We start from the raw sequence: 13,307 nt of genomic DNA, 5'->3' as shown, positions 1-13,307 counted from the left end.
CAAGAATGACGGCATGAGCCTGTCCACGCCCGTCGCCGATCTTTCATGGACCTGGGACGACGGGGTCCGCGTCAGCGCGACCAGCGACCCGCATTCGCCGGTGCTGCGCCGGTTTTTCGACGGCTATGACCGCGCCTTCATCTTGCCCGATGAGCGTGAGGAGTTTGACGGGTTCGTCCAGTGCCTCGCGCTCAATGAAACGCACCGCAACGCCTATGGCCGCCGCCATTGCGAAGTGGCCATGGCGTTCGAGGATGCCGACGGCGTGCTGCTCGGCGGTGCGAACTTCCTCGCCGCCACTACCGCAGGCGACGCCCCTGCCCCTGCGACAGTCGCGCTCAACTATGTCTATGTCGAAGCGGCCGCGCGCGGGCGCGGGCTGCTGCGCCGCATCCTCGCCGATGTCCGCCGCACCGCGCTGAGCGTGCTGGACCTCGATCCGGACGGCCCCGCGCCGGTGCTGTTCATCGAACAGAATGACCCGCTGCGCCTGACCGCTGAAGCCTATGCTGCGGACAGCGACCATTCGGGACTGGATCAGGTCGATCGTCTCGCCATCTGGGCGCGGATCGGGGCGCGGGTGGTCGATTTCCCCTATGTTCAGCCAGCGCTGTCGGCCGAGCAGCATCCCGATGACGGGCTGATCTACGCCGCGATCAGCTATCCGGGCGACGCCGTTCCCGCAGCGCTGCTGCGCGATCATTTGCAGAGCTTCTTCGGGATTTCGGTGCTCAAGGGCGAAGCGGAGGCCCCCGGCGGGCCAGCGGCGCAGCAGCTGGATGCACTCGCCGCCCGCGCCGATCCGGTCGCGCTGCTGCCGATGGCACCGGCGCTCGCCCGGCTGGCGGCGACGCCGCGCCCCGATTTCGACTTTTTCCGCGATCTCGCACGGGAGGCTTGCAGACATGGCGACCAGGGGACGGGAGCATAAGCCCGGCAGCTATGACGCCGCGGTTCCGGGGACGATCTACTGGACCCTGTCGCTCTATATCGAGCCCGACCGGGTCGCCCAGGCGCTCGGCCGCAAGGCTGTCGAGCACCTCCCGTCTTCGGTGTTCCGCCGCGCGCAGATGCGCCACCTCCCCTCGCTCGCTTTGCGCAATGCGATCGATCCGCTGTTCAACGACATCGCCGACCGTGAGACGCAGGGTGAGGTACAGGAATATCTGCTCGCCACCACCGCTGCGCAGTGCAACGACCTCGAAGACGCCGCCGCGCTGATCCGGCAGAGCGAGCCGCTCACATTCAAGGTCGAGAAGAGCACGACCTGGATGACCGAGGGGGTAACGTTCGAAGCGCATCCCCCCGCGCTCGACGATCCGCGCCGCGTCGGGCTGCGCACCTTCTGGGTCTCGCACAACAACGGTGCGCTCACCTATCACCTGTCGTTCAACCACCATTATGCGGAAGTTTTCGACGAGAACGGCGTCGCGCGGTCGGGCTATGATCCATCGACCTATTATTTCCTGTCGCTGCTGCAAAAGCTGGCCGCGCCCAAGGAATATGCGCTCAAGCCCGAACTGCTGACCGCGCTGATCGAGACCGCTGATCCCTATGTCGATGTGTTCAGCGACACGCCGCTCGGCATCGACCCGCTCGATACGCTCAAGGTCGAAGATGCGGACGGCAGCGCGGCACGCTTCTGGCCGTTCGTTCAGAAGCGCCTCACGCGCGACGCACGAGCCCTCTTTCCGCGACTCGCGCGCGAATTGGATATCCCTGCGCCGGCACACGGGTTCGAGACCGGCCTTGTCGACATGGTCCCGTTCATCGAGGTGCCGGGGCTGAAGGTGCCCAAGTCGCGCTTCATGTTCGTCGTGCACGACGAGCGGTTGTTCGACCGGTTGATGCCGCTCGACGCCGCCGGACTCGCCTCGGTCCCGCGCAAATCGATGGTCCGCGATGGATGCTATGCGCCCTACCAGAAGCAGATCAGCGACCTGACCGCGCCCGATGCCAAGGGATTGCCGCCCCGCCGCGTTCACCTTGGCGAACCGACGGAGGAACAGGAGAAGAAAGAGGTCGATCCGCGCGATCGCGTGGCGGCCGATTTCTGGAACTGGGCCACAAAGCGGGCCGAATATGACGCGATGCTCGCCGCCGGTGGATTTGCGCGCGCCCCAGCCGAAGGCGCGAAAAAGGTGCGGGGTGCGCCGCCCCATGTCTTGCTGAAGCCCAACGATCATGACGGCCTGAAAAAGGCGATGCGCGAAGGCACCTGTGTCCAGCTGCTCAATGCGAAACACGAACCGCTGGCGACCCCGATCCGCCACCATGTGCCGGCGTTCGAGCTGAATCGCGCCGACTGTCTCGACTATCTGTTTCTCGCCGGGTTCAACCAGAACATCATCGACTTCATGAACCAGGACACGTCGGAGATCCTGGACAGCATCGACCCGATCTATCCCGACAGCGACGAACAGTCGGACGAGCGCTTCTTCGTCCGCTACGCCAACCACCGCGCGATGATCACCTATGTCCCGCGCAGCCGCAGCCTTGAGATCGGCAACGATTACATCGGCACCTGCCCCTACGCGTTCCTGATCCACCTGCTGGCACTGCACAACGAGTTCCTTGCGCGCGCGCATGAGGAACGCAGCATGGCGCGGATCGAACGGATCACGGCAATGACCGCCGGACGCCCTCCGCGCAACAGCGCGGCCCTGGAGGCGTTACAGGACCGCGAGAAGATCGACCCCGACGATGCCGGCGACCCGACCGAATTGTTGATCAATCGGGCCAAGCTCGCCGAGTTCGAGGACTATGAGCGGTTCCGCTACGCCAACCCGTTCCGCTACGATACCGAGCGCGATGTCTTCGCCAAGCTGCAGGATCTGCGCGGTACCAATCGCAAACAGGCAGCGCTGACCACCGCGATCGCCAGCCTGGAGGATCACGCCAGCGACCTGCGCCGCCGCCGCCAGCAGCGCGCCGATCAGGAGAGCGCCCGCCGCGACCTGCGGATCAACCTGTTGCTGGGCGGCATGGGCATCTTTGGCGCGGGTCAGATGATCTATTGGATCGGGGAGAAGGCGGCTGGGGAGGACACTGCGCCCAAATCGCTGCTGTTTTCAACGGCGGCGGACAAGCAGGTCGGCACCGCGATCATGGGCAGCGTCGAGGTCGCGATGGCGATCGCGCTGGCACTGTTCGTGCCGCTGCTGATCTGGATTCTGGTGGACGCCATTCGCGCCTCAACCCGGCGCTGATCGTCAGCCGCGCGTCGCCCATTCGTCGCGCAACAGGCCGTAGATGATCGTGTCGCGGACGCCGATATGGGTTTCCCATTCGGCGCGCAGATGGCCTTCGACCTTGAAACCCAACCGCTCGAGCAAGCCCCGCGACGCGGCATTGTCCGGGTCGACATCCGCGAACACGCGGCGCTGGCCTTCGTCGTGGAAGAGCAGGTCGATCACCCGCGCTACGGCCTCATGCGCAATCCCGGACCCCCAATGATCACGCGCCAGAATATAGCCGATCTCGTTCACTCCGGGGCGACGTCGTATCACCGTCACCCAACCGATCGCCGGAGCGGCCTCGCCAAGCGTGATCGCCCAGCTGCGCATGTCATCGGGATCGGGCGCATAGGTCAGGTAAGCGCGGGTCTCGGCAACATCGCGATGGGGTGCGCTGGACCACCAGCGCATCAGCGGGGCGTCCGACAAAACCGGGAACATCGCCTCGGCATCATCGGGGACGATCCCCCGCAGCCTGAGCCGCGCGGTTTCAAGCACGGGAAGCGCAGTCACGCCTCCGCCAGCGCCTCGACCAGCGTCTTCACCTTTTTCTGCCGCCACTGCGGCAGCGGCGCGACCAGCCAATAGCCAAGGCGCGAGGGGATCGGATCGCCGACCACTGCGACCCGGCCCGCTTCGATATCGGCGCGCGCGAGCAGTTCGGGCACGGTCGCGCGACCCAGCCCTTCGGCTGCGGCGTCGAGCGCGAGTCCGGCATCGCCGACCTTGACCAACGCCGCGCCATCTTCCGCGACGCAGCCCGGCCAGCCGATCGGCGTTTCACCGCGTCCGCCGGGCTTGGCGACAGTGACCATCCCGTCACTCTCCAGCGCCTCGCCCTCATGCTCGCCGGGACCTTCGCCCCAGCGGATGGCGAGGTCGAGATTGGCCTCGGTAAAGTCGATCGCCTCGTCCGCTGCGATCAGCACGAAGCGCAGTTCGGGGTCGGCGCGCGCGATTTCGGCGAGGCGCGGCATCAGCCATTTTTCGGTCAGGTCGCGCGGCGCGGCGATGGTCAGCGACTTGGACGACTGCCCCGCCTGCATCGCGCGCACCGATTCCTCGAACTGAAGGAAACCGGCGCGCAGCGCATCGAGCCCGGCATGCGCCTCGGGCGTCAGCTCCAGCCCCTTGGTCGTGCGGCGGAACAGTACGACGCCCAGCGTATCCTCAAGCGCGCGAATCTGCTGGCCGACCGCCGCCGGGGTCACCGCCAGCTCGTCCGCCGCGCGGGTGAAGGACAGATGCCGCGCCGCCGCGTCGAGCACGCGCAGGCCGTTGAGGGGGAGATGGGTGCGCTTCATGCCTTACTCCGCCACCGCCGGCGCACGCAGCGCGAAGCGGGGGATCGCGACGTCGAATTCATGGCCGTCGGCGCCGACCATCACATAGCTGCCCTCCATCCAGCCGGTGGGCGTGGTCAACGGGCAGCCGGAGACATAGTCATAGCTCGATCCGGGTGCGATCATCGGCTGTTCGCCGACGACGCCCTCGCCCTCGACCATATGCTGGCTGCCGCGCCCGTCGGTGATCGTCCAGCGGCGCGAGAGCAGCTGCACCGCCTGGTGCGCGTCGTTTTCGATGCGGATATGATAGGCCCAGAACCAGCGGCCGCGGCCGGGTTCGGATTGATCGGACAGGTAGCTGACCGACACGCGCACCGTGATGTCGCGGGTGACCGCCTCCTGGCCGAACAGCGCCTTCATAGACCAACCGCCGCCAGCGCCTGATCGAGGTCGGCGATCACGTCGTCGGCATCCTCAAGCCCCACATTGAGCCGAAGCATCCCTTCGCGCACGCCCATCAGCAGCCGCTGTTCTTCGGCGACGCCGCTGTGCGTGGTGGAGGCGGGGTGAGTCATCAACGACCGGGAATCGCCGATATTGTTCGAAATGTCGATGAGGCCGAGCGCGTCGAGCAGCCCGTGCGCCTGAGTGCGCCCGCCATCGAGTTCGAACGAGAAGATCGGGCCGACCGCTGCCATCTGGCTCATCGCCAGCGCGTGCTGCGGATGGCTGGGCAGGCCGGGATAGTTGACCAGCGGCACGCGGCCTTCAAGGAAGCGCGCGACCTTCATCGCATTCTCGCTCTGGCGGCGGATGCGCAGGTCGAGCGTCTCCAGCCCCTTGAGCACCACCCAGGCATTGAACGCGCTCAGCGTCGGCCCGGTGTTGCGGTGGAAGGGCAGCAGCGTGTTGGTGATGAACTCCTCGGTGCCGCAGATCGCGCCCGCGAGCACGCGGCCCTGCCCGTCCATCATCTTGGTCGCGCTATAGGCGACCACGTCTGCGCCGAACTCCATCGGCCGCTGCAGCGCGGGTGTGGCGAAGGCGTTGTCGACCACGGTCGTGATGCCCCGTTCGCGTGCGATGTCACACACGGCTTTGAGGTCGACGATGTCCATCGTCGGGTTGGCCGGGGTTTCGAAGAAGAACACCTTGGTATTCGGGCGGATTGCGTCGACGAATTGCTGGGGATCACGCGCGTCGACCACCGTCGTCTCGATCCCGAAGCGCGGCATCAGCGTGTCGGTCAGCCAGCGGCACGATCCGAACGCAGCGCGCCCGCCGACGAGATGGTCGCCCGCCGACAGCTGGCACAGCAACGCCGCGGTCATGGCCGCCATGCCGGATGCGGTCGCGCGGCACGCCTCGGCCCCTTCGAGCAGCGCGATGCGATGTTCGAGCATCTCGACCGTCGGGTTCTGCAGCCGCGAATAGGTCATGCCCTGCTGCTCGCCGGCGAAGCGCGCGGCGGCGTCCCCGGCACAGTCATAGGCATAGCCCGAGGTGAGGAAGAGCGCTTCGCTCGTCTCCCCCCATTCGCTGCGCGCGGTCCCACCGCGCACCGCGAGCGTTGCGGGCTTCCAGTTGCGGGTGATGCTGCGATCTTGTCCGGTGCGGCGCTTCATGGCTTCCCTCTAGAAGCGGATGGCGCGCGGGCGCAAGCGCAACGGGTGACGCAGGCGCGAAGCTCAGCTATCGACTCGCCCAATGCTCGACCGTCTCGAACAGCGCCCCGTCCTGCTCGGCCTGCTTCTCGCGGTCGTTGCGCAGATCCTGTTCGCCATCGGCGTCGAGCGCCCGAGCATCCTGTTGTTCGACGAAGTGCACTACGTCACCGCCGCTCGGGTGCTGCTCGACTTCACGCACATCACCAATCCCGAACATCCGATGCTGGGCAAGTCGCTGATTGCGTTGGGCATTCATCTGATCGGCGATAATGCGCTGGGGTGGCGGCTGTTTTCGACGCTGTTCGGCAGCGCGACGATCGCCGGGGTCTATTCCTTTACGCTGTTGCTGACCCGCGCGACCCGGCCGGCGCTGTTCGCCGCGATCTTTGCGATGCTGGGGCAGATGGTGTTCGTGCAGGCGCGGATCGGGATGCTCGACATATTCATGGGCGGGTTTCTGGTCTGGGCCGGGGTCGCCTTCCTCGCCGCAATGCGCGCCGAGTCGAGGCGGGCTTGGGGCTATTGGCTCGGGTGCGCGGTGCTGTTCGGGGCGGCGGTCGGGGTGAAGTGGGCGGCGGTGCCCTATGTCGCACTGGCCGGAGTCGCCTTTCTCTGGCTGCGGCACCGTGACCGCGCACGCTTCGGGGGGATGCACTGGCTGCCCGCGCTTGCCGTGATGGGCGTGGTCAGCATCGCCACCTACTTCGCGACCTTCGCCCCCGCCTTTTTCTACGCCACCAACCCGATGACGCTGGCGCGGCTGATCCCGTTCCAGTTCGAGATGCTGGCGCTGCAGACGCAGGTGCTGGCGGCGCATAACTACCAGTCGAGCTGGTGGACCTGGCCGCTGATGCTGCGCCCGATCTGGTATTTCTATGAGCCGGATCAGGGGGCAATGCGCGGGGTGCTGCTGATCGGTAATCCGGCGATCCTGTGGACCGGCCTTGTAGCGGTCGCGGCGTGCTGGTGGGCGGGATTGCGGGACAAGGCGGGCGCGCCGCTTGCCGCCGCGATCCTGTGGACGTTCTCGCTCGGGGTGTGGGCGGTGATCCCCAAGTCGCTTGGGTTCTTTTATTACTATTATCTGCCCAGCATCATCCTGTGCGCGGTGCTGGCGGTCGCCTTCCACCATTGGCGCGACGTACTGAAGCGCCGCGACGAGTGGCTGCTGCTCCCCGCGGTCGGGCTATTCGCCTATTTCTACCCGATCATCGCGGCGCAGGATTTGACGAGCACGCGGGCGTTTACGCGCTGGATGTGGCTGCCCGGCTGGGCCTAACGCCAGCGCGGTCCGCTGATGTCCAGGCCGCGCGCCTTGAGCTGGTCGAGCACCCCGCCCTCCTCCGCCAGCACCCGGATCGGCACAACCGCAAGCGTCACGCCCGGCTGGGCGACCGCCTCATCGAGCGCGACGACCCACTGCCCGCGCAATTCCGCCCCGAGATTAGTGTCGGTCCAGGGCCAGCAGCGGCCCAACGCCGTCTCCAGCGGGTTCGCCATCACCGCAGGGACGTCGTAGCCGGTCCAGGCCTTGCCGCGCGCAAGCACGATCTCGGGGCCGACCTCTGCCGCTGTCATCGCAGCGTCGAGGCATGGGATATGCGTTTCCGGTGATGCGGCGAACAGATTGTCGAGCATGTCCTCGCCGCGCACTTCGCCGACCGGTCGGGTGGGGATGTCGCCGCGCCGCGCCGCCTTGCGCACGACATCGGTCGCATCGTCCCCCGTGTCCTTGCTGAACGCCAGCCGGCGCGAGAGCAGGTCGAACGACGTGATCAGGAAATTGCGCCGATCATAGTCCTGTTCGTAACGCGCCTCGATCGCGCGCAACCGCGCCAGCCGCTGCGCGTCGAGATAGTCGGCGGCGACGCGCCCGTCGGGCAACTTGGTCAGCTTTCCGCCCGAAAAGATCAGCCGCAGGATGTCGCCCGGCGACACCTTGGCCTTGGTACCGAGGATGATGCGCTGTGCGCCGCCGGCCGCTTTTTCCAGCCGGTCGGGATACCAGGGCGTTGCTTTGGGGACATTGCGCATCTCGCCTACGACCAGCACGACCCCGGCGGGAGTCCGAACGGTCCACATCGGCGCGCCGGAGTTGCGGGCGGTGACGACCACCTCCTCGGTCGCGTCAGGCGCAGCCTCCTGCGCGGCAACGGGACAGGCAATGCTCGCCGAGAGCGCGAGGGCGAAAAGAAGCAGGCGCGAACGGTTCATCACCGCAGCTTCACCGGCAATCAAAGCGTCAATAAGGCAGCGTCAGTACCGCCCCCATACGAAGCGCGAGGACAGCGCGAAGTTCCACACCGCCGCGACCGCGATTCCCGCGAGTGCGGAAGGTGCCCATTGCGCCTGCTGAACATCGTGCAGGAACGCCGCCACGCCGATATTCGCCACCGCGCCGACCGAGCAGACGATGCAGAAACCGATCCAGCCATCGAGCAGCGGCCTGAACCCCTTCAACCGCGCGTCGCGATAGGTGAGCGCGTTGTTGAGGAAGAAGTTGAACGTCATCGCGATCATCGTCGCGACGATCGTGCCCGTGAGGAAGCTGTACCCGAACAGGCGGAAGAGCAGCCACAAGGCCGCAAAATGGACCCCCGCGCCGATCGCGCCGATCGCGGAGAACATCACGAACCGCACCGGCACCACCCGCCCGAACATGCGGTCGTAGAGCGCGATCAGGAACTCCATCGCCACGACATGGTCGAGCTTGCTCTCCCCGATCTGGCGCGTGCGGAACACATAGGGAAGTTCGACGAACTTCAACGCGCGCGGGCTGGCGGTCAGGATGTCGAGCAGGATCTTGAACCCGATTGCTGACAAATGCGGGATGATGCCGCGCACCACATCGCTGCGGACCATGAAGAAGCCGCTCATCGGATCACTGAGATCGGCCTTGAGCACCTTGCGCGAGATGCGGGTTGCGAGTTCCGACTTGGCGACGCGGTCGCGGTCCCATTCGCCGGTGCCGCCACCCTCGACGAAGCGCGAACCAATCGCGACGTCGACGCTGTCGTCGGCCAGCAGCGCCTCAAGCATTTTGGGGAGCAGCGTCTCGTCATGCTGCATGTCGCCATCGATCACTGCGACAAACGGGGCAGCGGTGGCGCACATGCCCTCGATCGTCGCCGAGGACAGGCCGCGTCGGCCGATCCGCTGCACGACCCGGACGCGCGGGTCGCTGCGACCGATCGTGCGGGCAACGTCGGCGGTGCCATCGGGGCTGTTGTCGTCGACAAAGATCACTTCCCAGCGCCGCCCGGCCAGCGCCGTGTCGAGCGCCGCGACCATCACGGGCACGTTGCGTGCCTCATTGAAGGTCGGGACGACGACCGCCAGTTCGAGCATCGCCGCGTTCACGCCAGCGCCTGCACCACGGCATCGCCCATCGCTTGCGTGGACAGCATGCCGCCCAGATCCGCAGTACGCGCACCGCTGGTCAGCGCCGCAGTTACCGCCGCCTCGATCCGGTCAGCCGCCTCCGCGAGCCCAAGCGAATAGCGCAGCAGCATCGCGGCCGAGAGGATCGTCGCGCAGGGGTTGGCCTTGCCCTGCCCGGCGATGTCGGGCGCGCTGCCGTGGATCGGTTCGTACAGCCCCTTCCCGCTGCCATCGAGCGAGGCGGAGGGGAGCATGCCGATCGACCCGGCGCACATGCTCGCCTGATCCGAGAGGATGTCGCCGAACAGATTGCCGGTGACGATCACGTCGAACTGGCCGGGGTTGCGCACCAGCTGCATCGCGGCGTTGTCGACATACATGTGGCTGAGCGCGATGTCGGGATAGTCCGCGGCGACCTCGATCACCACGTCGCGCCACAGCTGCGAGGTTTCGAGAACATTGGCCTTGTCGACCGAGCAGAGCTTGCCACGGCGGGCGCGCGCGGTTTCGAACCCGACCCGGGCAATGCGGACGACCTCATCCTCATTATAAGACATGACGTCATAGCCTTCGCGGCGGCCCGATGCGGTGGTGCGCATCCCCTTTTCGCCGAAATAGACGTCGCCATTGAGTTCGCGGACGATCACCATGTCGATCGCACCGGCAACTTCGGGGCGCAGCGCGGAGGCGTCCTCAAGCCCTGGGAAGAGCGTCGCGGGGCGGAGATTGGCGAACAGGCCGAGTTCCTTGCGCAGCCCGAGGATCGCCTGTTCGGGGCGCAGATGCCGTTCCAGCGCGTCGCAGCGCGGATCGCCGACTGCGCCGAACAGGATCGCGTCGGCGCGCTTGGCCAGATCGAGCGTTGCGGGCGGCAGTGGATGGCCGCTGTCGAAATAGGCCGCGCCGCCGACCGGTGCTTCCTCAAAGGTCAGGCCGAGATCGAGGGCGTCGAGGACGCGGCGTGCCTCTGCGGTCACTTCAGGGCCGATCCCGTCGCCGGGAAGGATTGCGATCAACGGCATGACTACTCCACCTGCTCAGGGTGCAGGCCCCTTGCCGTGCTGCGCCGCGTCACGCAACCGCCCTGTTGATGCGGTCGACCAGCCGGGACCGGGCGGCGAGGATTTCGGCGGCGCGGCCGGACAGCAGGTCGCGGTCGAGGAAATGGCCGGTGAGGCGGAGGCCGTCGAGGATGTCGTCCCACTCCGCTGCGCCACCCTGTCGCAGGAAGGGGGGCAAGCGGAACAGCCGAGCTTCATAGCCGGCGGCGGCGGCGGTGCTGACGGCCATGCCGCTTTTCGGGCTGACGAACGCCAGATCCTCAGTCGCTCCGCTGGCGGCGCACTGGTCGAGGTCGAGGCCGAAACCGAGCAGGGCGAGCAGCAGCAATTCGTAGCGGACCATCGCCACCGCCCAGCCCCGCGCCGCCGGGGCGGCTTCGATGGCGTCGAGCAGGCCGCCCAATGCCGCATGGAGCTGCGGATAGGGCTGCCCCTCCGGCAGGGCCGCGGCGGTCAGCGCGGTGGCCCAGTCGATCGCGGCGGCGGGCAGCGGTTCGCGGAACAGGGGGGCACGGCTGTGCACCAGTTCCGCCACCAGAGCGGGCAGCTGATCCTCGGTCCGGGCGCGCCAGTCGCCGAGGATGATATTGCCCGGCTGGAGCACAGGGCGGTGTTGCCGCGACCTTCCACCCCGGACATAGCCGGCCAGCAACCCCGCTTCGGCGGTCAGCGCCCGGACGATCGCGCCGCTTTCGCCATGCGGGCGGATCGCGACGATGATGGCGGGGGCACGCAGATGCATGCCCTGCCCTTATCCCCGGCGCAGCTTCTTGGACAGCTTCTCCAGCCCCACCGCGTCCACCAGCGCCTTGCCGCCGGCCACCGTCTTGTTGAACCCGCCGAGTGCCGCTGTCGTCACGCGGTTCGTCAGGCTGGGGCGCAGCAGCAGCAGATCGACGCACGGCACCCCGCCGGTCGCGTATTGGCGCTTATGCTGGCCGTCGCCTTCGGTGAAATCGAACCGCGCAAACCGGCCCTCGTCGAACAGGTCGCGGAACGCTTCCACTTGCAGCACCGCGCCGGGGGACAAGTCGTTGAAGGCCGGATCATGGCCGACATATTCGTAAACCAATGTCTCGCCATGCGCGGGGCAGTAGAGATAGGCGGCGGGCTCTCCGGCGATGAACAGCAGCCAGGCGCGGACATTATCCGCCGCCGCCGCAGTCAGCATTCCCCGGATGAACTCGGGACTGGCAGGAAGCCCCTCCCCCATCAGCTTTTCCTGATAGGTGCGCAGCGCGATGCGGCGGGCGATGTCGTGGAACGCCTCCAGCTCCGTCGGCGTGCGATAGCTGCGAATGTCGAGATCGCCGCCGGAGACCTGTGCGATCTTCTTCGCCTTGCGCTTGGCCCCCTGTCGCGCATTGCCCGACAGGCTGGCCATATAGGCGTCGAACCCGCCGGTCAGGTCGGCATAGTAACGCGTATATTTCTGACGGACGAAGCCGATCATCTTGCCCGAGGCATAGACCATCGCCTCCAGCCGATCCTCGGGCAGCGAGGTCACGACATAGCCATGCGCCTCACGCGGCAAGGGCGGCAACACGGGGAGACGGCCTTCGCGCGCTTCATCGAGGCTGAGCGGCACGCGGACCATGTCGCGCTGCACCGCCATCAACGTCCGCGCGCCGATGCGGAAATTGAGCGGGGTGGGACGCGCGGTCGCGGTCATGCGGCGCGCTCCGCCACCAGATTCGACCAGAGCTGCTGCGCCTGGCGCATGCGGGTGCGGATCAGGCTGGGGCCGAGGGGCACATCGTCCTGCCCCAGCGGCAGATGATTGAGATCGGCGAAATGCACCGTCTCCATGCCGCCGCGCCGTTCGGCCAGCATCGCACAGAGCGCGTCGAAGCGGGCGACATGCACCGCATTGGGGCGGGTGCCGGCGCGGTTCGCCAGCTCGAACCCATGGCTGACGATCGTCACCGCCGCATGGCCCGCCGCCACCGCATGGTCGAGCGCGTCGCGCATCTCGGCGGTCGACAGCGCACAGATTTGGAAATGGCGGAGATGGCCGCGCACATCCTCAATCAGCGTCACCGGCACTTCGATCACGCCGCGATGTTCGACCGGGGCGATCTGACGCGGGGCGAGGCCGATCGCGCTGGGCCAGGGATGTTCGGAGCCATTATGGCTGCTGTCATAGCGGATGCCGAGTTCGGCCAATGCGGCGAGCGTGTCGTCGCTGGCGCTGTAGCTGCCCGAGCGGAAGGCGATTGGGCGCGGCGCGCCGGCGGCGACGAGCAGGTCGGACGCGGCGGCGATCAGGTCGCGCTGTTCGGCGAAGGTGAAGTCGATCAGCTCGAACGAGGCGGCGGCGCTGCGATCCTCGTCCCGCGCGGCGGCCCAATTGGGGTGGAGGTGCAGCTGAACCTCCTGCCCCGCCTCCAGAATCGCATCGACCACGCGGCGGATCGGATCGAGGCCATGCGCCACCGCCGGCATCGGATCGACGAAGAAGGTCGCTTTGAGCCCATGCTCGGCAAAGCGGCGCAACTGATAGCCAATGCCGACCCCGGCCGGCTCCAGCGACCGCTCCGCGATCTCACCAATCGGCAGCCCGGCGGCGTGGTGCCGCCACATCAATTCGGTATCGACCGTCAGGAAAACGCGCGTGGGCATGGCTGCGGCCTAACCGACGGGGGTGAAGAAATCGCAAAATGCGGGCGGCATTGG

13 protein-coding genes are annotated in these 13,307 nt (G+C 66.9%); 3 read left to right on the top strand and 10 right to left on the bottom strand.

The genetic code is table 11. The features are described 5' to 3' along the window. Positions 1-13 precede the first annotated feature (13 nt). Positions 14-931: a hypothetical protein gene (locus tag K9B35_RS09380; protein WP_224921559.1), complete on the top strand. Its 918-nt coding sequence runs from the start codon at positions 14-16 to the stop codon at positions 929-931. Next, complete coding sequence (locus K9B35_RS09375) at positions 906-3,209, top strand: hypothetical protein (protein ID WP_224921558.1); 2,304 nt, start codon at positions 906-908, stop codon at positions 3,207-3,209. Before K9B35_RS09380 ends, K9B35_RS09375 begins: the two co-directional genes overlap by 26 nt. Before the next feature lie 3 nt (positions 3,210-3,212). On the opposite strand, the gene K9B35_RS09370 is transcribed toward K9B35_RS09375, so the two are convergent. From K9B35_RS09370 to K9B35_RS09355, 4 genes are read right to left on the bottom strand one after another with little or no spacing between them, the layout of a single operon-like run. Next, positions 3,213-3,749 carry a GNAT family N-acetyltransferase gene (locus tag K9B35_RS09370; RefSeq protein WP_224921557.1) on the bottom strand — a complete coding sequence of 179 codons (537 nt, stop codon included), beginning with the start codon at positions 3,747-3,749 and terminating at the stop codon, positions 3,213-3,215. Further along, complete coding sequence (locus tag K9B35_RS09365) at positions 3,746-4,540, bottom strand: LysR family transcriptional regulator (protein ID WP_224921556.1); 795 nt, start codon at positions 4,538-4,540, stop codon at positions 3,746-3,748. The genes K9B35_RS09370 and K9B35_RS09365 overlap by 4 nt, the downstream gene beginning before the upstream one ends. A 3-nt stretch (positions 4,541-4,543) precedes the next feature. Continuing rightward, on the bottom strand, positions 4,544-4,942 hold the full coding sequence (gene apaG, locus K9B35_RS09360) for a Co2+/Mg2+ efflux protein ApaG (RefSeq protein ID WP_224921555.1): 399 nt from the start codon (positions 4,940-4,942) through the stop codon (positions 4,544-4,546). Then, positions 4,939-6,147, bottom strand: coding sequence for a trans-sulfuration enzyme family protein (locus K9B35_RS09355; RefSeq protein ID WP_224921554.1), 1,209 nt, complete (start codon positions 6,145-6,147; stop codon positions 4,939-4,941). Before K9B35_RS09355 ends, apaG begins: the two co-directional genes overlap by 4 nt. 82 nt (positions 6,148-6,229) lie before the next feature. Here K9B35_RS09355 and K9B35_RS09350 point away from each other — a divergent pair, with 82 nt between their 5' ends. Continuing rightward, complete coding sequence (locus K9B35_RS09350) at positions 6,230-7,468, top strand: glycosyltransferase family 39 protein (RefSeq protein WP_224921553.1); 1,239 nt, start codon at positions 6,230-6,232, stop codon at positions 7,466-7,468. On the opposite strand, the gene K9B35_RS09345 is transcribed toward K9B35_RS09350, so the two are convergent. The 6 genes from K9B35_RS09345 to K9B35_RS09320 are packed head-to-tail and all read right to left on the bottom strand — an operon-like array spanning position 7,465 to position 13,253. Continuing rightward, positions 7,465-8,403, bottom strand: a complete 939-nt coding sequence (locus tag K9B35_RS09345) for a TraB/GumN family protein (RefSeq protein WP_224921552.1) — start codon at positions 8,401-8,403, stop codon at positions 7,465-7,467. The genes K9B35_RS09350 and K9B35_RS09345 overlap by 4 nt on opposite strands. A gap of 42 nt (positions 8,404-8,445) precedes the next feature. Beyond that, complete coding sequence (locus K9B35_RS09340; RefSeq protein WP_224921705.1) at positions 8,446-9,537, bottom strand: glycosyltransferase family 2 protein; 1,092 nt, start codon at positions 9,535-9,537, stop codon at positions 8,446-8,448. A gap of 8 nt (positions 9,538-9,545) precedes the next feature. Beyond that, entirely contained in the window at positions 9,546-10,592 is a 1,047-nt protein-coding gene (leuB, locus tag K9B35_RS09335) for a 3-isopropylmalate dehydrogenase (protein ID WP_224921551.1), read from the bottom strand. Positions 10,593-10,641: 49 nt separating this feature from the next. Continuing rightward, positions 10,642-11,373 (bottom strand): DNA repair protein RecO, encoded by a 732-nt coding sequence (gene recO, locus K9B35_RS09330; RefSeq protein ID WP_224921550.1) that lies wholly within the window; start codon positions 11,371-11,373, stop codon positions 10,642-10,644. A gap of 9 nt (positions 11,374-11,382) precedes the next feature. After that, the gene (locus tag K9B35_RS09325) at positions 11,383-12,303 is read right to left on the bottom strand and encodes a GNAT family N-acetyltransferase (protein ID WP_224921549.1); all 921 of its coding nucleotides are present in this window, start codon (positions 12,301-12,303) and stop codon (positions 11,383-11,385) included. Next, on the bottom strand, positions 12,300-13,253 hold the full coding sequence (locus K9B35_RS09320) for a polysaccharide deacetylase (protein ID WP_224921548.1): 954 nt from the start codon (positions 13,251-13,253) through the stop codon (positions 12,300-12,302). Before K9B35_RS09320 ends, K9B35_RS09325 begins: the two co-directional genes overlap by 4 nt. Positions 13,254-13,307 lie beyond the last annotated feature (54 nt).

The sequence above is a fragment of the Sphingomonas sp. R647 genome (assembly GCF_020177055.1).
Taxonomy (GTDB): Bacteria; Pseudomonadota; Alphaproteobacteria; order Sphingomonadales; family Sphingomonadaceae; genus Sphingomonas.
Note: the sequence above shows the minus strand (reverse complement) of the source record. Positions and strands in the feature narration are given on the sequence as shown.